Annotated in this window: 20 protein-coding genes; 19 read left to right on the plus strand and 1 reads right to left on the minus strand. The window is 36.7% G+C overall.

All coding sequences use genetic code 11. The annotated features are described in order from the left end of the window. Positions 1-846: 846 nt before the first annotated feature. The 9 genes from tatA (at position 847) to ACFINZ_RS02235 (ending at position 9,615) form a co-directional block, all read left to right on the plus strand. Complete coding sequence (gene tatA / locus ACFINZ_RS02195) at positions 847-1,149, plus strand: twin-arginine translocase TatA/TatE family subunit (RefSeq protein ID WP_375636295.1); 303 nt, start codon at positions 847-849, stop codon at positions 1,147-1,149. Between the two features lie 55 nt (positions 1,150-1,204). After that, complete coding sequence (locus ACFINZ_RS02200; RefSeq protein ID WP_375636297.1) at positions 1,205-1,660, plus strand: twin-arginine translocase subunit TatB; 456 nt, start codon at positions 1,205-1,207, stop codon at positions 1,658-1,660. Beyond that, positions 1,641-2,423: a twin-arginine translocase subunit TatC gene (tatC, locus tag ACFINZ_RS02205; protein WP_375634095.1), complete on the plus strand. Its 783-nt coding sequence runs from the start codon at positions 1,641-1,643 to the stop codon at positions 2,421-2,423. The genes ACFINZ_RS02200 and tatC overlap by 20 nt, the downstream gene beginning before the upstream one ends. Positions 2,424-2,484: 61 nt before the next feature. Next, positions 2,485-3,762 carry a serine--tRNA ligase gene (gene serS, locus ACFINZ_RS02210; RefSeq protein ID WP_375633105.1) on the plus strand — a complete coding sequence of 426 codons (1,278 nt, stop codon included), beginning with the start codon at positions 2,485-2,487 and terminating at the stop codon, positions 3,760-3,762. Between the two features lie 133 nt (positions 3,763-3,895). Further along, the gene (locus ACFINZ_RS02215; protein ID WP_273791164.1) at positions 3,896-4,555 is read left to right on the plus strand and encodes a protein-L-isoaspartate(D-aspartate) O-methyltransferase; all 660 of its coding nucleotides are present in this window, start codon (positions 3,896-3,898) and stop codon (positions 4,553-4,555) included. Positions 4,556-4,710: 155 nt separating this feature from the next. Further along, complete coding sequence (locus tag ACFINZ_RS02220; RefSeq protein ID WP_375697377.1) at positions 4,711-5,892, plus strand: peptidoglycan DD-metalloendopeptidase family protein; 1,182 nt, start codon at positions 4,711-4,713, stop codon at positions 5,890-5,892. Between the two features lie 684 nt (positions 5,893-6,576). After that, on the plus strand, positions 6,577-7,029 hold the full coding sequence (gene yajC / locus ACFINZ_RS02225; protein ID WP_375633099.1) for a preprotein translocase subunit YajC: 453 nt from the start codon (positions 6,577-6,579) through the stop codon (positions 7,027-7,029). 461 nt (positions 7,030-7,490) lie between these two features. Beyond that, positions 7,491-7,877, plus strand: coding sequence for an Mth938-like domain-containing protein (locus ACFINZ_RS02230; protein WP_375611259.1), 387 nt, complete (start codon positions 7,491-7,493; stop codon positions 7,875-7,877). 877 nt (positions 7,878-8,754) lie between these two features. Beyond that, positions 8,755-9,615, plus strand: coding sequence for a phytoene/squalene synthase family protein (locus ACFINZ_RS02235; protein WP_375701140.1), 861 nt, complete (start codon positions 8,755-8,757; stop codon positions 9,613-9,615). 829 nt (positions 9,616-10,444) lie between these two features. On the opposite strand, the gene ACFINZ_RS02240 is transcribed toward ACFINZ_RS02235, so the two are convergent. After that, a complete protein-coding gene (locus tag ACFINZ_RS02240) occupies positions 10,445-12,334 on the minus strand; it encodes a peptidyl-prolyl cis-trans isomerase (protein ID WP_375636299.1) in 1,890 nt (629 codons plus the stop codon). A gap of 154 nt (positions 12,335-12,488) precedes the next feature. On the opposite strand from ACFINZ_RS02240, the gene tpiA reads away from it, so the two are divergent. From tpiA to ACFINZ_RS02290, 10 genes are all read left to right on the plus strand, one after another. After that, entirely contained in the window at positions 12,489-13,253 is a 765-nt protein-coding gene (gene tpiA / locus ACFINZ_RS02245; RefSeq protein ID WP_375620758.1) for a triose-phosphate isomerase, read from the plus strand. 82 nt (positions 13,254-13,335) lie between these two features. Then, on the plus strand, positions 13,336-13,788 hold the full coding sequence (gene secG, locus ACFINZ_RS02250; protein ID WP_375633091.1) for a preprotein translocase subunit SecG: 453 nt from the start codon (positions 13,336-13,338) through the stop codon (positions 13,786-13,788). Positions 13,789-13,918: 130 nt separating this feature from the next. After that, complete coding sequence (locus ACFINZ_RS02255; RefSeq protein WP_375633089.1) at positions 13,919-15,547, plus strand: CTP synthase; 1,629 nt, start codon at positions 13,919-13,921, stop codon at positions 15,545-15,547. Between the two features lie 36 nt (positions 15,548-15,583). Then, positions 15,584-16,420 (plus strand): 3-deoxy-8-phosphooctulonate synthase, encoded by an 837-nt coding sequence (gene kdsA, locus ACFINZ_RS02260; protein ID WP_375633087.1) that lies wholly within the window; start codon positions 15,584-15,586, stop codon positions 16,418-16,420. Between the two features lie 71 nt (positions 16,421-16,491). After that, positions 16,492-17,763 carry a phosphopyruvate hydratase gene (gene eno, locus ACFINZ_RS02265; protein ID WP_375633085.1) on the plus strand — a complete coding sequence of 424 codons (1,272 nt, stop codon included), beginning with the start codon at positions 16,492-16,494 and terminating at the stop codon, positions 17,761-17,763. A 111-nt stretch (positions 17,764-17,874) separates the two neighbouring features. Continuing rightward, positions 17,875-18,282, plus strand: coding sequence for a TM2 domain-containing protein (locus ACFINZ_RS02270; protein WP_375633083.1), 408 nt, complete (start codon positions 17,875-17,877; stop codon positions 18,280-18,282). Between the two features lie 726 nt (positions 18,283-19,008). Continuing rightward, on the plus strand, positions 19,009-19,320 hold the full coding sequence (locus ACFINZ_RS02275; protein WP_375617692.1) for a septum formation initiator family protein: 312 nt from the start codon (positions 19,009-19,011) through the stop codon (positions 19,318-19,320). A gap of 135 nt (positions 19,321-19,455) precedes the next feature. Continuing rightward, entirely contained in the window at positions 19,456-20,496 is a 1,041-nt protein-coding gene (gene pdhA / locus ACFINZ_RS02280; RefSeq protein WP_273791144.1) for a pyruvate dehydrogenase (acetyl-transferring) E1 component subunit alpha, read from the plus strand. Positions 20,497-20,512: 16 nt separating this feature from the next. Beyond that, entirely contained in the window at positions 20,513-21,880 is a 1,368-nt protein-coding gene (locus ACFINZ_RS02285) for a pyruvate dehydrogenase complex E1 component subunit beta (RefSeq protein ID WP_375634083.1), read from the plus strand. Between the two features lie 14 nt (positions 21,881-21,894). Beyond that, on the plus strand, positions 21,895-23,238 hold the full coding sequence (locus ACFINZ_RS02290) for a pyruvate dehydrogenase complex dihydrolipoamide acetyltransferase (RefSeq protein WP_375633079.1): 1,344 nt from the start codon (positions 21,895-21,897) through the stop codon (positions 23,236-23,238). Positions 23,239-23,353: the final 115 nt, after the last annotated feature.

Raw genomic sequence — 23,353 nt, forward strand, 5'->3', positions numbered from 1 at the left:
TGCTTTTGATTGGATGTAATTTTCTATTAATGCCCATTCTGTTTTCAATACTGAGATAAGTTAAGCACATGATATTATGAGAACGCATGCCCAGAATCCGGAGACTTGTAATAGTTAGGGCATGCAGCGGTTCAAAGAGCTGGTTATATGGAGGTATTTTACTGAATAAAGGCGCAAGCTGGTTTTTTAGTATTGCCATACCTCTTGGCACTTGACCTGATTCATAAAGTGCATTTTTACTCTTTCCACTAATAGTTTTTATCCACACCTCAGATATTTAATTGAATGCGATGATGGCCTATATTTCGTATTGTATATGGAATAATGGATGATAAAATTCCCACCAACGCAAAGAATAAATGTTGTGCGTAAGATGATCGTTTTTGAAGAGACCGATGATGTGTTAAGAAAGTTTTTTAGAGATTTTTCTTTCTGATTTTTTTAATTGAATACGTAAAATGTTTTACAGCATGTTATGATTTTTATCAGTAAAGGATAATTTGGCGGAAATGTTTGTAATGATACGTACAACATTGTTTAAAAGGAAAGACATTGGCTATAGTATTTACAGGAAGATGAGTAACCTAAGAGATCAGATGAAGTTATTTTAGAAAAGTTTTTAAGTGTTTTGAACTTTGTATGAAGTGGTTTATCATTTTTGAATGGTTTGTGTTATAATACGCTAAAAAAGGATGAGAGGATAAAAAGTTCTTTTTGCAATAAAAGCGTGTAATTGCTTTTAAGTTAAGAAGAAAATATATAAGTAAGATATTATATTTGATACATTCTTCAGAGGAAGCATGAATAAATGAAATCAAATTTAAAAGCATAAAGTTAGAGAGAATAATGGGTAATATTTTTTCACCAACGCATTTAATTATAATTTTATTGATTATCTTTGTGCTTTTCGATCGCGGTAAAATTTCTGAATTAATGGGCGATGTTGCTAAAGGAATTAAAGCCTTCAAAAAAAATATGAAGGAAGAAGATGATAGCATTGAGGATAAAGTTGAAATGGCTCCTACTTCCCAAATGATTGATGTAGAATCTCAACAATCTCAGCCGTTATCGGTAAAACATGCAACAGCGCGCAGAAAGGTTTCTTCTGCTTCTAAAAAAAGCAAAACATCTGTTGCTAAAAAACAGTAACAAAAACGCAATCATCATTGTGCAATATTTTTTGATGAGAAAGTCGAATTAAGAGATGTTTGGGATTGACGGACCAGAGTTTATCGTAATCTTACTTGTTCTCATCATTGTCGTTGGACCAAAAGATTTACCTAAAATATTAAAGACAGTAGCAAAGATAAGAGCGTATGTGTATTCAACAGCAAATGAACTTCGTCATCAGTTTGATGATGCAATAAGACAAATCGAGCGCGATGATTTGCAAAAAGTATGTTCGGATATTAGCGATTCAAGCAAGAAGTTGGCAGAAACTTTTGATCCCACTCAAAATATATTAGAGGATATCCACGATAATTGGGATGTTAAGGAAACACATCATAAATTTAAAAAAGATAAAGAAATTTTGGAATGTGATCAAAAGGTAATCAAGAAAGATATGACAGTTTTTATAGCTTCTCATCATTCTGAAAACATTTTTGTTTCTCCTAAAGATAAAAAAAAGAAGATGTGTCATGAATGTAAAAAAAGATGAAGTTGATGCTAATATGACTCCACTTTTAGAACATTTAATTGAACTTCGTCAGCGAATTATTTCTGCTTTGGTTGCATTTATGATCGCTTTTATGATGTGTTTTCTTGTTAAAGATTATATCTTAAATTTTTTACTATGGCCATATCAGTGGGCAATGAAAATAGCAGGGGGTAACCCTGAGGGTATTCGTTTGCAATCAACGCAAGTATGGGAAACTTTTTTAACGAAGATGAAACTTTCTGCTTTTGGGGGAATTATTTTATCTTTTCCCTATACGGCTTTTCAGTTTTATAGTTTTATTGCACCAGGGCTTTATAAAAATGAGCGGATGGCTTTTTTACCATTTCTCATTGGGGGGCCTATTTTATTTTGTATTGGGGGAGCGTTTGTTTATGGTCTATTAGCGCCAATAATACTATGGTTTAGCCTTTCTCAACAATTTCTTCCAGATGTTCATTTAAAAATAGAGTTTATAGTGCGTATTTCTGATTATTTGGGCTTTATGACATCATTTATCCTAATTTTTGGTTTGATTTTTCAATTACCTCTTGTCATCAGTCTTTTAACAAAAATTGGATTTTTAACGTCTCATGATTTGGTTTCTAAACGAAAATGGGCTATTTTGCTCTCTTTTATCATTGCGGCAATCATAACGCCGTCGGATTTTTTTACGATGTTTGCAGTGGCTTTACCAACGATAGCACTTTACGAGATTTCAATTTTAATTGCTTACAGTATAGAAAAGAGAAGAAAATCCGCTTAAGAAAAGTGTATAATCTTATGCGATAAGGAATGAATAAAAACAATATAAATGAGGAATTTTTATGCTTGATATTAAGTGGATTCGTGACAATCCTGAGAAATTAGATAAAGCACTCGTAAGTAGAGGTCTTGAGCCACAAGCTGAAAGGTTAATACAACTTGATCTTGCACGTCGGTCGCATATTGCTAAGGTGCAATTGGCGCAGGAACGTCGCAATGCTGTTTCAAAGGAAATAGGACAGGCTTTGGCTGTATCTGATCAGCAAATGGCTGAACGTCTTAGAGCTGAAGTTGAAGAGATTAAAGCTTTTCTTTCCTCTGCAACAGTGGAAGAAAAACAACTGACGGAGAGTCTTGAGAAACTTCTTTCAGCACTTCCAAATATTCCATTAGATGATGTTCCAGAAGGTAAAGATGAAAGTGATAATGTCGTCATTCGACATTTTGGTACACCTCCAACATTTAATTTTACACCAAAGGAACATTTTGATCTTGGTCAAGATCTCAAACAGATGAATTTTGAACGAGCTAGTCGTTTGTCTGGAACACGTTTTACAGTACTTTCAGGGGCGTTAGCACGGCTAGAACGAGCATTAGGCCAATTTATGCTTGATGTGCATGTCAATGAGAATGGTTACACAGAAGTCTCAACACCTCTTCTTGTTCGTGATGAGATTGTTTACGGAGCAGCACAATTACCGAAATTTGCTGAAGACCTTTTTCGTACAACAGATGGTCGATGGCTTATTTCCACAGCAGAAGTGCCATTAACCAATTTGGTCAACGATGAAATTCTTGAAATATCAGATTTACCACTGCGATTTTCTTCTTTATCTCCCTGTTTTCGTTCAGAGGCGGGAGCAGCCGGTCGTGATACGCGCGGTATGTTGCGTCAGCATCAATTTTGGAAAGTTGAAATGGTCTCGATTACCAGTGAAGAGCAGTCTTTAATTGAATTGGAACGTATGACAGAATGTGCAGAAGATATATTAAAACGGCTTGGTTTGCCTTTTCGCACAGTGGTTCTTTCTACGGGTGATATGGGGTTTGCAGCGCGTAAAACCTATGACATCGAGGTTTGGCTTCCTGGTCAAGAATGTTATCGTGAAATTTCTAGCTGTTCAGTTTGTGGAGATTTTCAAGGTCGTCGTATGAATGCGCGCTATCGTAAAGACGGCGATAAAAAATTGCATTTTGTTCATAGCCTTAATGGTTCTGGTACGGCTGTTGGACGTTGTCTTATTGCCGTACTTGAAAATTATCAACAGGCTGATGGATCAATTATTATTCCAGATGTTTTACAACCTTATATGGGAGGCATGCGCTGTATTACTGCTTAATTTTACGAAAGGAGAGACAATATGCGTTTATTGCCAAGAGGTGATGATACACAGACGCAAGTTTTTGCCATTTTAAAAGAAGCAGTTTATCAGTATGATAAAAGTGCACCTCCATTGGAGATTGAATGATACTATGGGGCAAAAGGGTATTTTACAATTTCGTGAGGAGTTAGCCGCTCTTGTACTGAAAATGCGTAGCAAAGGCATTGATGACGTGCGATTTTTTTCGGCATTAGAGAAAATTCCGCGTCAACAGTTTGTTGCTGCTCCTTGGTTCAATAGTGCTTATGATAATAAAGTTATTCCCCTTGAGTGTGGTGAATATATGGAACGTTTGGAAGAACAACTCTTAATTCTTTCGGCATTATCTTTGAAAAAAAGGCATCGTGTCTTAGAAATTGGTACAGGATCTGGTTTTTGTACTGCTCTTATGGCATGTCTGAGTGACCGTGTGACAACGATTGATCGTTATAAAACGCTTGTTGATTTAGCACGCCAAAAATTTCAAACTTTAGGAATTGAAAATATTGTTATACGGCAGATTGATGGAAGTCATAGTGTGACAGGCTTAGGATCATTTGATCGCATTCTTATTTGGCCATCACGTTTTGATGAACCAAAGGAATTTTTAGAACTTTTAGCTGAAAATGGAATTCTCATTCAGGCGATAGGACCTGACGAAGGGGTACAAACGGTGACGCGCTATACAAAAATTGGTAGTCGATTTGAGTGTTTAGAACTGTTCCAAGTGCGTTACCAACCTTTTATTAAAGGCATTGCAGAGATACTTTAATTTTTAAAAGCTAAGAAGTTTCTTCAAATTGTCTACGTTAAATTCATTTTGATCTTATATAAAGATATTTATGAATAAAACATCTCATTTTAACTCTTCGGTAATTTAAAAAAGCTTTAATGGAGTGAGTTGATTATTGATGAGTGAGCAAAACGATGTGTCTAAAAGCTTTGGATAATATTTTCCAGCATAATTTTCAGAGAATAACTTTGTTAGCGGTGGTAACTATTGTTGCTGGTTGTAGTTCTGGTACACAGCGTTTTTCCAATACGTTCTCTCATCGTACGGTATCATCTCAATCAAATATATCAAGCACTATGTATACAGACCCGCGCATGCTATCATACGGTAGTGGTATGATACAAAGCACTGAATTGCCACCTGTGGAATCAAGTGATGATTCGTGGGGAGATGATAATTCCTCCTATAATTTTCCACATCAAGATAGGATAACTTCTTCTGATGGTCGCGTTATGGGCTCCCCTCCACGTAATCTTGGAACACTTTCTCGTTCACAAATGGATAAATCTCCTATTTTTCGGCGGAATTCTTATATTGTCCAGAGTGGAGATACACTGCTCAGTATTGCACGACAAGTAGGGGTTAGTGTTGAGGCATTAAAATTAGCAAACGGTATAAACAGCAATTCCATTTATATCGGTCAGGTACTGGTTGTTCCAAGCAGGCGTACATTAGCAGCTTCAAATGCACACAATAATAACGATTGGGCAGTGTCAACTACAGAATCTACATCCCAATCTCAAGTGATGTCCTCTATAAAAAACAAGAAGTCCTCTCCTATATATAAAGCTCCTGTAACAACGCCACCCTCTGCAAAGATGAACAAATCAAGTTCTGAGAAAAATTTTTCTAAACAGATGACGCAATTGAAACATGAGACTGGTTTGTCAAGTACTGTTACGAATACAGATAATATGACGACTCCGCAAGCCACAGGAATTTCTAAGATGCGTTGGCCAGTACGAGGGCGTTTATTAAGCCAGTTCGGTCAAAAAAAGGGAACAGTAATGAATCGAGGAATAGATATTGCAGTGCCTGAAGGGTCTTCGGTAAAGGCGGCAGAAAATGGTGTGGTTATTTACGCGGGAGATGGATTAAAAGAGCTTGGTAATGTTGTGATGATTCGACATGAAAATGATATTATCACTATTTATGGATGTAATAGTAAGCTTGTTGTTAACAAAGGACAAAGGATAAGGCGCGGTGATGAGATTGCTAAATCTGGTGTTTCAGGAAATGTTAAAACGCCACGTGTCTATTTTGAGATGCGTAAGAATTCATTACCTGTTGATCCCCTTAAATATTTAGAAAACTAATTTATTGATGACGTTTACATTTGAATAGTCTTACAGTTTATAGAAAATTCATGAAAAATAATTGATTTTCTTAAATCAATGACATTGCAGCAAAAAATCATTGGTTTTAGGAAAGTAGTTCGTTGGGGTCGGTAGATATTACCATTTTTGTATTTATGAAAGTGTAAGACAATAGTATCATACTATTTGTCAGCTTTGAGTGTTTAAATTGCTCTTGCATTTAAGAGAAGCATGAAAAAAGATATTTTCACGCCTTTCTTAAAAAGTTTTTATCTACAGGCTCATTTCATATGTGTGACGTGCAAGAAAATCGTTTTGATTAATTCAGGGTTTGAAATGAGAGCGTTTTATTGTATTTAGATCTGTCATTTGATATCAAAAACGATAAATTATCTATATAAATTAAGTTTATTCATTAGAAAAATTATCTTGTATAATTTATTGAGTTAGTGAAAAGATTTGTATTGTAGGATATACAATAGGGGAAAGTGAATCTATTTTTTAAGATTTTTCTCATTGTATTTTGGTATTCTGCCTCTTAAGGATTTATTGTATTTTTGTAAAGCTGTGATTAGATTATGTAGTTATTGCTTTTTATGATAAATTCTTTAGGAATTTTTTCTGTATCGGAATTTCATTTTAATAGAGTGGGAAATACCTGAGGTTTAACTATAGGAGATAAAAATGTTTATTACGAACGCTTATGCTCAAGTTGCAGGCGATGTTTCCGGTGGAATTTCATTTGCTAGCGCTGTCCCATTCATTTTAATTTTTGCAATTATGTATTTTTTTATCATTCGTCCACAGCGTGCCCAAATGAAAAAACGCCAAGAAATGCTTAATGCAGTACGTCGTGGTGATACAGTTATAACGGGTGGTGGTATTATCGGCAAGGTTACGAAGGTTCACGACGAGAGTGGTGAATTAGAGGTTGAAATTGGTGAGAGTATGAATATTCGTGTTATTCGCTCAACATTAGCTGATGTGCGCGTTAAAGGTGAGCCGATTGCAGAAAAAAAATCAAAACTTAATGCTAAAGCAAAAAGACCACAAAAGTCTAAATCTAAAACGACAACGAAAGAAGATATGAGTATCTCTAAAGAGAAAAAAGCTATATCAAAGGAAAATGCATCTTAAGGTGTAATGGCAGTTTATTACATTTTTTAAGCATTTTTATAAAAAGCTTGGCAAGATCAAGACAATTTCATTGAAAAAGGGGCTTTTATAGTGGCTACAGAAAATGGAGTTTTTGTTTTCTTTAGATGATTAAAATAGTTGTTTTATTTATGGAATATTACGCAATTTTTTCTGTTTTTTAAACAAGATCATTGTTTTTATAAAAAGCAATTTGTGAGTAAATAAGCTGAGGAAACTTTTTAAAAGATAGATTTATTTAAGCAGGTATAGCATTTTACTGCGGTTTATTCCAAAATTTTCATATATTTGTTGTATGAGAAGATTAGGGCATTATATAAAAATTTTCACTTCAATACTAGGCTATGTTTAACATATCAATGTTTATATCAGCCTTACTTTAATTTTTATGGTGAGAAGAAGCAAAGACAATTGGATTATTCAAAAATAAAAGGTGCATATTCATGTTCGATGCAATTCAAATTCGTGAAGCACATTTTCCAAGTCGCGCACCTATTGATGCTTATGGAAATGGTGGGTTTCGTTTTGCTGATATGTCTCATAGAGGTTCTATTATTTGTGTACCATCAGGTATTTATGGCATTGAGATGGCAGGGCCTGTTCCCACTCAAAGGGATATATCTCGTATTTTAGAAGAAGCTTCTGAAATCGAAGTTTTATTAATAGGTACTGGAATTGAATTATTACGATTACCTGAAGAGTTACGGGTGCTTTTATGGGAAAAACGTATTTCATCAGATACAATGAGTACGGGAGCGGCGGTGCGTACATTTAATGTTTTATTGGCTGAAGATCGCGCTGTTGCGGCGTTATTATTTGCGGTAGAATAGAGTATTGTTTAATAAAACAAAGGCTCTGGTCTAGCATGAAAGACTTGTGTGATTATTTTCTGCGCTGTAAAATACTGTCGTTTAAGGCGGTGATATAAGGGTATAGAATATACATAACTTAACACATTAAGTGTTTTTTAAATACAGCAGCAAGTATTCAGGACAAAGTTTGCTCATAGTTCCTAATGAATCACATGAGTGATCAGCTCTTGGGACTTAAGACAGTTCATAAGAGGCATTTTAATTCTTTCTTATACAGTTTTTACCTACAAGCCAGTTCCGCTTATGACGTGCAAGGGAATAGTTTTTATTGATGTAACATGGAATTGGTTTGAAATGAAAGTATATCTACGATATTTGGGATTCTAATTTAATATACAAAACACAAAATTATGATTATAAATCAATGCGTTTATAGTAACAGAAACGCACCGAGAGCAATTGGATTTTTTACAAATTGGTGTTGGTAAGAACCTTTGTCTTTTAGGATGGGGAGGAGGTCAATGATTGATGAAGTTTTTGTGATCAGTGCATTTTTTATAAAATAACATTGTCATCTATCCACTGAAAAAGTGTTTTGCGTTGTTTGTTGTTCAAGTTTTACTATGCATGTTACGATTGGTTTTTAGCTTTTTTATTGCAAATGAAAACTTGAAGTCCGATAAGATAAGTTTTATCAGAAAAATTATTTATTTAATTTTTTTCTTTCTAAAACGAAAAGGGATTAGAAAAGAAATTTTAATTCATAATACAGTTAAGAGACACATTTAAAAATCTTATTTTCTGAACTGTATTTGCTTATCCTTCATTTTTTAATATGAATAAAAAGAGGGTATTAATTTAATTGCTAAAAAAGGGACGTTAATAGGTTCATAGAATGATAGGCTCTCTTCCTTATTGTCTTGATATTTTACGTACCATAGATCGTGATCGCTATATATCGGTTTTATTTGCACCTAAAAAAAAGCGCCAAGCATTGGCTGCTCTTTATGTATTTAATGCTGAAGTTTCTCGTATCCGCGAAAGTGTACATGACCCACTCATAGGAGAAATACGGTTACGTTGGTGGTATGATGCTATTGCTCATGGTGAAATGCAAACGAGTGGAAACAATCCGATTTTGAATGATTTATTAAAAGCAATCACTCTTTTTAATTTACCTAAGACAGCTTTTTTACGTTATTGTGATGCGCAAATTTTAGATCTTTATCACAATCCAATAGAAACACTTCATGATCTAGAGCATTATTGTGGTGAGACAGCAGGCATAATTTTACAGCTTTCTTGTCAGATATTAGATCCTGAAACTGCACAAGAGTTTACAGATATCTATGAACATGGAGGGATTTCTCAAGGATTAAGCGGTGTATTGCGTCTTTTATCATTCATGCAATCACGATATCAATATTATTTACCCACTGATATATTAAAGGCTGTAGGAGTGAATAGGGAAGATTTGGAATCTCATCGTCTCAGCGATCAACAAAAGGGTTGTATTGTTGAAGCTATGGTAGCATTATCGCGCGATCATTATACCCAATTTTACGAGTATTCTTGTACTTTACCTAGAGTTCTTAAGCCAGCTTTTCTTCCATTGGTCATTGTACCAGCTTCTCTTCAAAAAGCTATACAGCTGGGGGCAGAAATTTTTCAAGAGAGTGCAACTTTGCCATTGATGTATCGCTATTGGTTGATAACAAGGGCAGCAATAAGCGGCAATTTTCCAAAGATATTGTAAAAAAATATTACTACGTTGGAATGCGTAACATGTAGACTGATTTTTTCATATGAAGATAAAAGGAGCTATTGTGATTCCAAACTATTTTTTTGTTATAAAAAATGTTGATGTTTTGGTTGTTATGAACGCAAAAGAATAAGAAATTTTATGATCTTGAAAATACGCTGTATTTCTTCATCAGTAATATGTTTTATTCAGTGTATTGGATGGGTGAGATGCAGAGAAAGAAAAACATGAGATAAAATTTCTATTTTATGAGAGAAGTTATCTTAGCAGTCTATAAGTCTATAAAAAACTCTTATTTTTGAGAAATTATAACATCATAATTGATGACTGTTATGATTGATGAATATATTGATTTATAATGATAATACGTTTTTTCTTATATTGAATGAGAGTCTTGAATAGAAAAAGATTTCTCCATTTTTATAATGAATTTTAAAAATAGTTTTTTATCTATTATAAGTTGGATGTGTAAATGAAATCATTTAAGGAAGAAGCAATACACTCCCTATGAATGAATATTAAGAGTAGCAATATAATGAGCTATGAATGAATGACGATAGGGATGATGTTTATAGCTTAATGGGCGGCAACCTTTACGACCTTTGGATGGATAATGTTTTTTAATGCATTGCAAAAACGATTCTACATTCCATTGACTATTTTCTCGCAAATCCATACATGCACTGTTTTGCGAGAAAATGAATCATTATACAAACGCTGATCCTAAGATATGCAGACAAGAAATCCGTCTTACCTCTTCAACTATAGACGAAGAGCTGATGAAAACTTTATCAATAAGTTCTTAAAATTATGCACAATCTTTTTATTGGAGAGCGTTAAAGATCTGATTATAATTTGTGCTATTAATTTCCAAAGGATGTTCTTTATTGGCAACTTGTAGCATTTCTAGCTTGAGATCTTCTCTTATCATCATATCTATATTGGCGCGGACCTCAGTTGAAAGAGTATGAGACGTGATATCTTTAGGCATGGTTACAGTCTTTATTTGATAAATGATACGGTTTGTTGCAACCGGACCTTTTATGATGCCATAATGACCTTTGGGAGCGGAAAATAATGCTTTAATGCCTTCAACGCCAAGGGTTTCAGATGAGTCTTGACGCCGGAGGGTTGGTGTTGTTTGTTTTGTAACACCAAGGGTATGAGCAAGAGCAACAAGACTTTTTCCTTCCGTGAGCTGTTTGAGAGCATTTTGGGCTTTTTCATCAAGAAGACGTTGGATTTCCTCATTTTTCCATTGAGAAAGAACATCTAGCTTAGCCTCTTCAAGTGTCTTATCACGGGAAGGAATAATTTTATCGACCTTGTACCAGAGATATCCACCATTTTGAAAAGAGAGAGGATCAAGATCGACTCCTTCGTTTGATTGATAGATGGCATTCAGTAAAATATCTTTTTGAGGTAAATCCGTGAGTATTGCACCTTCAAGCGTTTTTCCCGTTTTATCAATAGTAATTGTGCGCAAAGATAACTTGTATTGGTCAGCTAACTCTTTGAGAGAAGCACCCTCAAAACGAGCATTTTCAATGGCAGCATAATTGTTACGGATATCATCAGTAGCACGATTTTTGGCAAGTATTTGGCGAATATTTTCTTCTACACTTTCAAAAGGAAGAGAGCTTGAAGGTTCAATATGCGTAACGCGAATGAGAACAGGTCCCTGTAAGTCATTTATCACAGGACTGACTTGGCCTTGTTGAAGTTCAAAAATTTCAGATGTCAGATGATTAGGAAGTTCGTTTTCTGCGAGAGGACCTTTTTTTATGTCATTAAGAGTCTTTTTTTCAGCTTTTACCAGTTCATCAAAACTCAATCCGTCAGCTATTTTTTTTGCTGCATTATCGGCTTCTTCGCGTGAGGGGAATCGCAGTTCTTCGAATGTACGCTTTTCAGGCGTTACAAAACGTGAAGCATTTTGTGTATAATAGGCTTTCGCCTCATCTGTTGAGATATCTTTAGGTTTTACAAAATCATTAAGTTCCATAGATAGCAAAGAGACAGTACGGTATTCTGGAGCACGAAATTGACTTTGATGTGTTTCAAACCATTTTTGTAATGTTTCGTAATCAGGATCAGCAATTGTTTTCTTTTCTTTTAGATCAATAACGAGATAATCAGCAATACGCATTTCTCCTTGATAAAGAGCAAGTGCTTTATAAAAGAGATTTGGTGCCTTCATATCAGAAAGTAAAGCAGCAATCAGCTGATTACGCTTTTCTTGTTTGGTGTAATAATTAAGAAAAGCACTTTCACTAATACGTAAATGCTGAAGATAGTTATAAAACAAGTTTTTATCAAAAGTGCCATTTACCTGGAACATCTTATCAGAACCAATCGTATGAGCTATTGTATCTTTTGAAAGACTTATTTTCATTTTACGTGCTTGTTCATCAAGCAGTACATTTTGTTGTAATTGATTAAATACAAAAGCAGGAATTTGGTATTGCTGCATTTCATTTGTTGTAAACATTCGTCCAAGATGAGCAGCATATGCTAAACGTGCGCTTTGATCGGCGAGTGCAAGACGATAATCATCGACAGTTACTGTGGACTTTCCAGAAGTAATAAGATCTCTTTCACTTTTTTTGTGTAACTGCGGTACCCCCCATAAAAGAATGAAGCATAAGAGTAAAATAGCAAGGAAAATTCTAAAAATCCAAGAATTTGTAGCATTTCTTATGATGTCAAGCATTGTTCAAGTCCATTTTTAATGTGAGTTATTATCAAAGCTGTAATGGAATTTGCAATAAAGAGATGAAAGATGCAAGCTTTAAAGACTTGCTTTCATTTTATAATTTGGTAACTACAGATAAACAATGTATTGTAAAAGCTCTTGAGGTGAAAATATGTCTCCAAATATTCGGCCTTTTCTTGCTGGAAATTGGAAAATGAATGGAACGAGTGAATCGCTTGGAGAGTTACGTGCTATTGCTACAGGCGTTAGCTCTGATCTAGGTCATCTATTTGAAGCCCTAATTTGTGTTCCAGCAACGCTTTTATCGCGTGCTTCTAATACGCTGAATGGTGAAAATCTCCTTTTGGGAGGACAAAATTGTCACTTTGATGATCATGGTCCTTATACTGGAGATATTTCAGCTTTTATGCTTAAAGAAGCAGGAGCAAGTCATGTTATTATTGGGCATTCAGAACGTCGTACAGTGTACCAGGAAAATGATGCGATTGTCTGTGCCAAAGTGCAAGCTGCGTGGCGAGCAGGTCTTGTGGCTCTTGTATGTATTGGTGAAACATTGGAGGAGCGTAATAATAATAAAGTACTGGATATTCTCACGCAGCAGCTTGAAGAATCTCTCCCAGATGATGCAACAGCAGAGAATACCATTATCGCTTATGAACCAGTTTGGGCGATAGGCACCGGCAATACAGCGACTCCAGAAGATATTGCAAAAGTACATCATTTCATTCGTGATAGGGTGCGCTCTCGTTTTGGTGATGAAGGTAATAAGATACGTTTGCTTTATGGTGGATCCGTAAAGCCATCCAATGCATTTGAGCTTTTAAGCATTGCTCATGTTAATGGTGCTTTGATAGGTGGAGCAAGCTTAAAAGCGATTGATTTTTTAACAATTTGCGATGTTTGTCGTAAACTATAGCAGAGAAATTTGAGTTTCCCCTTGGATTGTGCGTTATTTATGTGTAAATAGCTATTAAAGAGTTATTTGAAGAGCAGGGTTTATGCAAACAGTACTTATAGTTATTCATTTTTTGATTGTGATTACTTTGGTTGGTATTATATTAATTCAACCTTCAGAAGGTGGTGGGTTAGGTGTGAGTAATAGCTCAGGGTTGATGAAAACTCGTGGATCTCAAAATCCTTTAACACGTTTGACTGCTATTTTAGCCTGTTGTTTTTTTGTTGTGTCTATTGGACTTACCGTGGTGAGTAATATATCAAATTCTAGTTCTGATATTTTAAAGCGTATACCGGTTAATTCAGAGCAGAATTCTACCAATAAAGACTCAGGATCAGTCCCATCATCAGATGGTGAGTCTTCCCCTTCTATTCTTGAACAGCTAGGAGGCACTTCGAATTCTCCGCAGGAACAGAAACAGTCCACAAATCCTGAAGCAGAAAGTCCAGTTCCTCAGGTTTTTGAAAATACAGTTCCGGATAACAGTACAAAATAGTTTTTTTAAGAAAACATAGACTTTTTAAAAAAGGTGATTTTTTTCGCCTTTTTTATTTTAGAAGAAAAATTGTTTCTTTTTGCATTTTTTGCTGGAAAAATCATTATAAATTGCTTATCACCATAAGCCCATGGCACGTTATGTTTTTATTACTGGTGGTGTGGTTTCTTCCCTTGGAAAAGGCATCGCAGCGGCGGCGTTAGCAGCGTTATTACAGGCTCGTGGCTATCGCGTACGTCTTCGCAAACTTGATCCTTATTTAAATGTTGATCCAGGTACGATGTCACCTTATCAACATGGCGAAGTATTTGTGACCGATGATGGTGCAGAAACGGATCTTGATCTTGGTCATTATGAGCGTTTTACTGGGCGTTCTGCAAATAGCCAAGATAATATTACAACAGGGCGTATTTATCGCAATATCATTGAACGAGAGCGGCGTGGTGATTATTTGGGGGCAACAGTCCAAGTTATTCCTCATGTTACAGATGAAATTAAGAGATTCATTACGATGGAAAATGAAGAATTTGATTTTGTTTTGTGTGAGATAGGTGGAACGGTTGGTGATATTGAAGCAATGCCTTTTCTAGAAGCGATTCGTCAGCTTCGCAATGAGCTACCGAGACAAAATGTCGTTTATGTCCATCTCACATTAATGCCTTATATTCCTTCAGCAGGTGAATTAAAAACGAAACCAACACAACATTCTGTCAAAGAATTGCAAGCAGTTGGTATTTCTCCTGATATTTTGCTTGTACGTGCAGATCGATCTATTCCAGAAACAGAACGGTGCAAATTATCACTTTTTTGCAATGTTCGCTCCAATGCAGTCATTCAGGCATTAGATATGCCAACAATTTATGATGTTCCTATGGCATACCATAAGGAGGGTTTGGACTCTGAAGTTCTTTGCGCTTTTGGAATCGATTCGGCACCTTCCCCAAAGATGGATCGTTGGGAAGATATTACGCATCGTATTCACCATCCTGAAGGAGAAGTTACGATTGCTGTTGTAGGAAAATATACGGGCTTAAAGGATGCTTATAAATCTCTTATTGAAGCGATTGCACATGGTGGTTTAGCGAATAGAGTGAAGGTTAATATTGAGTGGATTGATTCGGAGCTTTTTGAAAAAGAAGATTCTGTTTCAGCTTTACAAAAAGCCCATGGAATTTTGGTTCCAGGTGCTTTTGGGGCACGAGGGGCAGAAGGGAAGATTCGAGCAATTCAATTTGCGCGAGAGCGTAAAGTTCCATTTTTAGGGATTTGTTTTGGGATGCAATTAGCTTGTATAGAAGCTGCGCGCAATATTGCACAGATTGAGAATGCTTCATCAAGTGAGTTTTGCGAAACAGACAATCCAATTGTAGGTTTAATGACAGAATGGCTTAAAGGAGACGTTCTTGAAAAACGTACAAGAAATGGTGCTCTCGGCGGTTCAATGCGCCTTGGTGCTTTTGCTGCTGAATTAAAAGAAGCGAGTCATATTGCTCAAATTTATGGGATGACCAAGATTGTCGAGCGACATCGTCATCGTTATGAGGTCAATATTGATTATAAGGATAAGTTAGAACAGTGTGGTTTGATTTTTTCTGGGATGTCTCCTGATGGTATTTTACCAGAAACGATAGAATATGTAGATCATCCATGGTTTATTGGTGTTCAATATCATCCAGAATTAAAATCTCGTCCTTTCGATCCACATCCGCTTTTTTCTTCTTTTATTGAAGCCGCTGTAGAACAAAGTCGATTAGTTTAATGCGTAAATTGGATTACTTTGCTTTTGAGGGATAAAATGACTAAACCAAATGCACGTGTGAAAGTTGGAAATATGATTTTTTCAAATGAAATGCCTCTTTCATTAATTGCAGGGCCGTGTCAGATGGAAAGTCGTGATCATGCTTTTGAAATGGCTGGTCGTATTAAAACAATTACCGATCAGCTTGGTATCAGGTTTGTTTATAAATCAAGTTACGATAAAGCCAACAGAACCTCTTTGAATGCGGCACGTGGCATTGGTCTTGAAAAAGCAATGGCTATTTTTTCTGATTTAAAAAAAGAGTTTGATTGTCCCATATTAACTGATGTGCATACAGAAGAGCAATGTACAATTGTTTCTTCTACAGTTGATATTTTACAAATACCGGCTTTTTTATGTCGTCAAACAGATCTTTTGGTAGCAGCCGCCAAAACAGAATGTGTTATTAACATTAAAAAAGGTCAGTTTTTAGCGCCGTGGGATATGGAGAATGTTTTAAAAAAGGTTGTTTACAGTGGTAATCCGAATGTTATGCTTTGTGAGCGAGGCACGTCATTTGGTTACAACCGACTTATTTCTGATATGCGTTCGTTGCCTATTTTACGTTCATTTGGAGCTCCTGTTATTTTTGATGCAACGCATTCTGTTCAAGAACCTGGGGGGCAGGGGGCTTCATCTGGTGGACAGCGTCAATTTGTTGAAATTTTAGCGCGTGCAGCTGTTTCTGTTGGGGTAGCTGGTATTTTTTTAGAAACACATCAAGATCCAGATAATGCACCTTCTGATGGACCCAATATGGTTAAAGTTGATGATTTACAAAGATTGCTTGAGACTTTAATGGAATTTGATTATCTGTCAAAAAAGTTGAGTTGAGAAGAGAAAAAATATTTCATTAATAGGGCATTATAAATGAATCGAGACTTTTATTGGATAAGGAAACACATATGACTATAATTGTCGATATCATTGGGCGTGAAGTTCTTGATAGCCGTGGTAATCCAACGGTAGAAGTTGATGTTCATTTGGAGAATGGAGCTTTTGGTCGCGCTCTGGTTCCTTCGGGAGCTTCAACAGGAGCATACGAGGCTATAGAGCTTCGTGATGGTGGTTTGCGCTATCAAGGGAAAGGTGTTGAAAAAGCGGTTGCTGCAGTTAATGGCGAAATTCTTGAAGAACTTGGTGGGCGGGATGCAACAAATCAAATTGCTATTGATCAAGCAATGATTGCTTTGGATGGAACGCCAAACAAAGCCCGTCTTGGTGCCAATGCACTTCTTGGTGTTTCATTAGCTGTTGCAAAAGCAGCTGCGGATTCATTAAATTTACCTTTGTATCGTTATATTGGTGGTACACAAGCGCATATTCTTCCAACCCCCATGATGAATATTATTAATGGTGGCGTTCATGCTGATAATTTGATTGATTTTCAAGAGTTTATGATTATTCCTATAGGAGCTCCTACTATAAGAGAAGCGATCCGTTATGGCGCTGAGATTTTCCATGCATTGAAAAAGCGTTTAAAAGATGCGGGTTATAATACCAATGTTGGTGATGAAGGTGGTTTTGCTCCTCAATTTAAAAGTGCTGATCAAGCAATTGATTTTATTATGGAATCTATCATGATATGTGGCTATAAACCAGGTGAACAAATTGCCATTGGTTTAGACTGTGCTTCAACCGAATTTTATAAAAATGGTTCGTATTTTTATAAAGGTGAGGGGAAATGCCGTGACACCCAAGAGCAGGTAGATTATTTAGCGCAGCTTGTGAAAAATTATCCTATTATTACAATTGAAGATGGAATGGCAGAGGATGATTGGGAAGGTTGGAAGCTACTTACTGACACAATGGGAGAAAAATGTCAGCTTGTTGGCGATGATTTGTTTGTAACGAATTCAGCACGTTTGCGTGATGGTATCAAAATGGAGGTAGGCAATTCTATTCTCATAAAAGTTAATCAAATTGGTACATTGAGTGAAACACTTGATGCTGTAGAGGTAGCACATAAAGCAGGTTATCGTGCCATTATATCTCATCGTTCAGGCGAGACAGAGGATTCTTTCATTGCAGATCTTGCTGTTGCAACGAATTGTGGACAAATTAAAACAGGTTCTCTTGCACGTTCGGATAGATTAGCAAAATACAATCAACTTATCCGTATTGAGGAAATGCTAGGAGCCCAAGCACATTATGCTGGTGATTTATATCGTGTATAGTTGTGAGCAAAAAATATGAAAGTATACAATCATTTAGATTATGAAATTGAGATTTCTTATCAAAGGCATATACGCAATAATTTTTAAGTATTTAAATTTATAGGGATTAAGATGAGAGGTATAATTATTAGTCAAGATCAAGGAACTTATCTCGTTTCGGGTGATGATGGTAAACGTTATCAGTTTGCGACTTGGGATTGGTTGGGAAAGAATCCACCAAGGATTGGTAATGCTGTTGATTTTGTCTGTGAAGGGGGGGGTGTCAGTTCTGTTTTTCCATTGTTGAGACCAGGTACAGAGAACTCAAAGATAATGTTCGCACTCCTTTGTTGGTGTGCAGGTATCTTTGGTGTCCATCGTTTTATGGTTGGTAAAGTTAGGACTGGTGCTTTAATGCTGGTTCTATCTTTATCATTGTTTGGATTGATAATTACCGGAATTTGGGCAGTTGTTGATTTTATAGTCATTCTTGGAGGAAGATTTACGGATAAAGATGGGAATCAGATTACAGATTTTTAAAAATTTTATAATAAAGAGAAAGTAATTCAGTTCGCTTTTTATTTTTATAAATAATTAAGTTGCATCATGCAAAATTATTGTACTATATTTATTTAATATGAGATATTAAAAAACATGTACAGCTAAGTAAAAGTATTGAAAAAGACAATGCTATTTTATACGGGTAAAGCAAAGACGCAAATTAATTAAGGCGTGCATTGTTTTTCTGCTTATAGCAGTGGATAGCATTAGATTATTGGAGGCTCCAAACTATCCTAATTTCACGTTTATTACGGCTGCTATAAATTGTATTTACACCGTGAGGTTAATCCGCATATTATCAAATTAGAAATAATCTCTTTATGAATAACACATAAGGAGCGTGGGTAAGGATGAAGGGTGAAATTATGGTTCAAAATCAAGGGGGTTATCTCGTTTTGGGAGGTGATGATAAGCGTTATCAATTTGAGGATTGGAATTGGTTAGGAAAAAACCACCAAGCATAGGGGATACCGTTGATTTTATCTTTATTTTAATAGGAAATTTTAGGAAAAAGCTACAAATTAGAGGATATCCAATATTTATAATATAAAAAGTAGGTCATTCAGCTTACTTTGATTGTATTAAGGGGGATAAATTGAAAATAACAAATTATTTAGTGTAGATTTGGTAATGAGGTATTAATCAAAATCATGCATAGTTGGGCAAAATATTAAGAAATTTGTGCTGTAAAGACTGTGCTATTTTATGTGGACAAAGCAGAAACGTCGATCAATCAAAGTACGCTTTGTACTACCTCTTATGACGGTGGGAGTCTTAAGCTATTTCAGTTATCACATTTATCATGGTGAGTATGGATTGTATTCACGCAGTGAAGTTAATCAGCATATTAGCGAATTAGAAAAGGAGCTTCATAAAATAGAAGCTGAGCGGATATTCATGGAAAAGCGTATTTCTCTTTTACGCAACGGGCATATAGAAAAAGATATGTTGGATGAGTATGTCCGAAAGAACTTGAACTTCTCTAAGTCAAATGAACTGACAATCTTAATACCTTGAAATGATACTAAAGGTAAATGAAAAATCGCTTAATTTAAACAACAATCAGCAATGATATTGTTTAAGCCGATTGATAAGGCTTGTAACTTTTGTTCGTAAAGGTTATTCCTAAATAATCATAAAAGGGAGTTTAATATGGCAGAACGACTTAAAAAAAATTCTGCGTCGGCGGCGCGCACTGCATTATCAAGCACCACAAAGAAAGCACCAATAGCAGATTTTACAAAAGAAGAAGAAATTGATGCTTATCGTGAAATGCTTTTAATTCGCCGTTTTGAAGAAAAAGCAGGACAACTTTATGGTATGGGGCTTATAGGGGGATTTTGTCACCTTTATATTGGTCAGGAAGCCGTTGTTATAGGAACATTGAAAGCGGCAAAAGAAGGTGATCAGGTTATTACGTCTTACCGTGATCATGGACATATGTTAGCGGTTGGGATGAGTCCGCGTGGTGTTATGGCAGAATTAACGGGACGTCAAGGGGGCTTTTCTAAAGGGAAAGGTGGCTCGATGCATATGTTCTCTAAAGAAAAGAACTTTTATGGGGGACATGGTATTGTTGGTGCGCAGGTTCCCATTGGTTCAGGTTTGGCATTTTCGAATCAGTACCTTGGTAAAGATAATGTGACATTGGTTTATTTTGGTGATGGTGCTGCAAATCAGGGGCAGGTTTACGAGAGTTTTAATATGGCTTCACTTTGGAAGCTTCCTGTTGTTTATATTATTGAAAACAATCAGTATGCTATGGGAACGTCAGTTTCACGTGCATCTGCAGAAACTGATTTTTCCCGACGTGGTCTTTCTTTTGAAATTCCAGGTATTGTTGTTGATGGTATGGATGTTCGATCAGTAAAAGGAGCTGCTGATGAAGCAATTTCTTGGGCACGCTCAGGTAAAGGACCGATCATTCTTGATATGCAGACCTATCGCTATCGTGGTCATTCCATGTCTGACCCAGCAAAATATCGTTCAAAGGAAGAAGTCCAAAAAATAAAAGAGGAGCACGATCCGATTGATCAAGTAAAAAGTCGGATTCTTAAAAAAAATTGGGCGAGCGAAGACGATTTAAAATCTATTGAGAAAGAGGTCCGTGCAATTGTTGCTGATGCGGTAGATTTTGCACAAAGTGATCAAGAGCCAGATGCTTCTGAGCTCTATACTGATATTTTAGTTTGATGCGAGGGAAGCAAGTATGTCTATTGATATTTTGATGCCGGCGCTTTCACCAACTATGGAAGAAGGTAAACTGTCTAAATGGCTCAAGAAAGAAGGTGATAAGGTTAGCTCTGGCGATGTTATTGCTGAAATTGAAACGGATAAGGCTACAATGGAAGTAGAGGCCGTTGATGAAGGTACTCTTGGTAAGATTTTTGTGCCTGAAGGTTCAGAAGGCGTAAAGGTTAACACTGTTATTGCGATTTTGTTAGAAGAAGGTGAGCGTGCTGAGGATATTTCGCAACCTATTGATACAGCACAAAAAACTAAGGAATCTCCTCTTTCTCTGGCTTCGTCAGTTCCGCAGGCTGCTCCTACTTTTGATATATCTCCTAATTTTGATATTCCAGCGGGAACCCAAATGGTTACGATGACAGTACGTGAAGCGCTTAATCAGGCTTTGGCTGAAGAAATGCGGCGTGATGAAACAGTTTTTCTTATGGGGGAAGAGGTCGCGCAATATCAAGGTGCTTATAAGGTTAGTCAAGGTTTGTTGGAAGAATTCGGAGAACGCCGAGTTATTGATACCCCAATTACAGAGCACGGCTTTGCTGGGCTGGCTGTCGGGGCTGCTTTTGGTGGGTTACGTCCCATTGTTGAGTTTATGACATTTAATTTTGCGATGCAGGCGATGGACCAAATTATTAACTCAGCAGCCAAAACACGTTATATGTCTGGTGGACAAATGACCGCTCCTATGGTTTTCCGAGGTCCCAATGGCGCGGCTGCCCGTGTTGGTGCTCAACATTCTCAATGTTATGCTGCATGGTATAGTCATGTACCAGGTCTGAAAGTTGTCATGCCTTATAGTGCTGCAGATGCAAAAGGTTTGCTGAAAGCTGCTATTCGTGATGATAATCCTGTTATTTTCCTTGAAAATGAGATTTTGTATGGGCATCAATTTGATGTTCCTCAACTGGATGATTTTCTTTTGCCTATTGGTAAGGCACGTATTCATAAGTCTGGACAAGATGTGACGATTGTTGCATGTGGAATTGGGATGCATTATGCTGTTCAAGCGTTACCAGAAATTGAAAAACTTGGTATTGATGTTGAATTGATTGATTTACGAACCATTCGCCCGATGGATTTTCCAACAATTCTTTCGTCAGTTAAAAAAACAGGTCGTTTGGTAACAATTGAAGAGGGATTTCCTCAGTCATCTGTGGGAACTGAAATAGCAACGCGTGTTATGCAGCAGGCTTTTGACTATCTTGATGCGCCAATTGCTACGATTTCTGGCAAAGATGTTCCGATGCCTTATGCCGCTAATCTTGAGAAGTTGGCTTTGCCTAATACTGCTGAAATTATTGAGGCCGTTAAGGCTGTGACATACAGAGCATAACGGAGGAAAGCATAATGCCCATTAAAATTACAATGCCAGCGCTTTCCCCTACGATGGAAGAGGGAAATTTAACAAAATGGAATATTAAGGAGGGAGATAAGGTTTCCTCTGGTGATGTTATTGCTGAGATTGAGACGGATAAAGCGACAATGGAAGTCGAAGCCGTTGATGAAGGTAGGGTTGCTAAAATTGTTGTTCCTGCTGGAACACAAGGCGTTAAAGTAAATGCTTTAATTGTTGTTTTAGCAGAAGAAGGTGAAGATTTAGCTGAAGCTGCAAAAGTTACAGAAGAAATCTCTTCTTCTACAAGACAAAAACCAGAGGGCATCAAACAGACAGATTCTCTGAAACAGACGGACTCAAAGGGAATAAAAATGTCTCATGAATCATCAACTGGGCAATTAATACAGCAAGATAAAAAGGAAGCTCGTCTTTTTGCCTCTCCCTTAGCGCGGCGATTAGCATCTCAGGCAGGTCTTGATTTATCCCTTATTTCTGGAAGTGGTCCGCATGGGCGTATTATTAAGCGCGATGTAGAAAAAGCTGTGAGCAGCGATATGTCTAAAGTGTCTTATTCCTCACCGATAGGGGAGCTAATAGCTACAGGTGCTTCGGACAAACAGATATTGAAACTCTTCAAAGAGGATGAATATAGCTTCGCTCCCCATAATAATATGCGTAAAACAATCGCGACACGTTTGGTGGAATCAAAACAGAGAGTCCCACATTTCTATGTAACGGTAGATTGTGAACTTGATGCGCTATTAGCACTGCGTACACAACTGAATGCTGCTGCTCCAATGGTTAAGGGGCAGGAAGAAACTCAGCCTACTTATAAGCTTTCTGTTAATGATATGGTGATCAAAGCTGTCGCACTTTCTTTGAAAGCGGTTCCTGATGCGAATGTTTCTTGGCTTGAAGGCGGGATGCTTCATCATAAACATTGTGATGTTGGGGTTGCTGTTTCTATTCCCAATGGATTAATTACACCGATTATTCGCCATGCAGAGGAAAAGCCGTTATCACTTATTTCCAAAGAGATGAAGGATTTTGCAAAGCGTGCGCGCGAGGGCAAGTTAAAAATGGAAGAATATCAGGGTGGAACAACAGCTGTATCAAATATGGGGATGTATGGTATAAAAAGTTTTTCGGCTATTCTTAATCCACCGCATGCGACGATTTTTGCGATTGGTGCAGGGGAGCAACGCGCCGTTGTTAAAAATGGTGCATTAGTTGTTGCGACAGTTATGTCAGTTACGCTTTCTGCGGATCATCGTGCTGTCGATGGTGCTTTAGCAGCAGAGCTCGCGCGGACTTTTAAGAAGATGATTGAAAATCCATTAGCAATGTTGGTTTGAACTGTTTAACAGTTCTTCACGTAAATTGTGAGAAAGCGTGTTAAGAGAATAGAAACAAATTTAAAGAGTTTAAAGAGCAATGTTATTGCTATTTCTGGTTTGGATAAAGCATTTG

The sequence above is a fragment of the Bartonella sp. AA81SXKL genome, assembly GCF_042196945.1.
Classification (GTDB): Bacteria; Pseudomonadota; Alphaproteobacteria; order Rhizobiales; family Rhizobiaceae; genus Bartonella.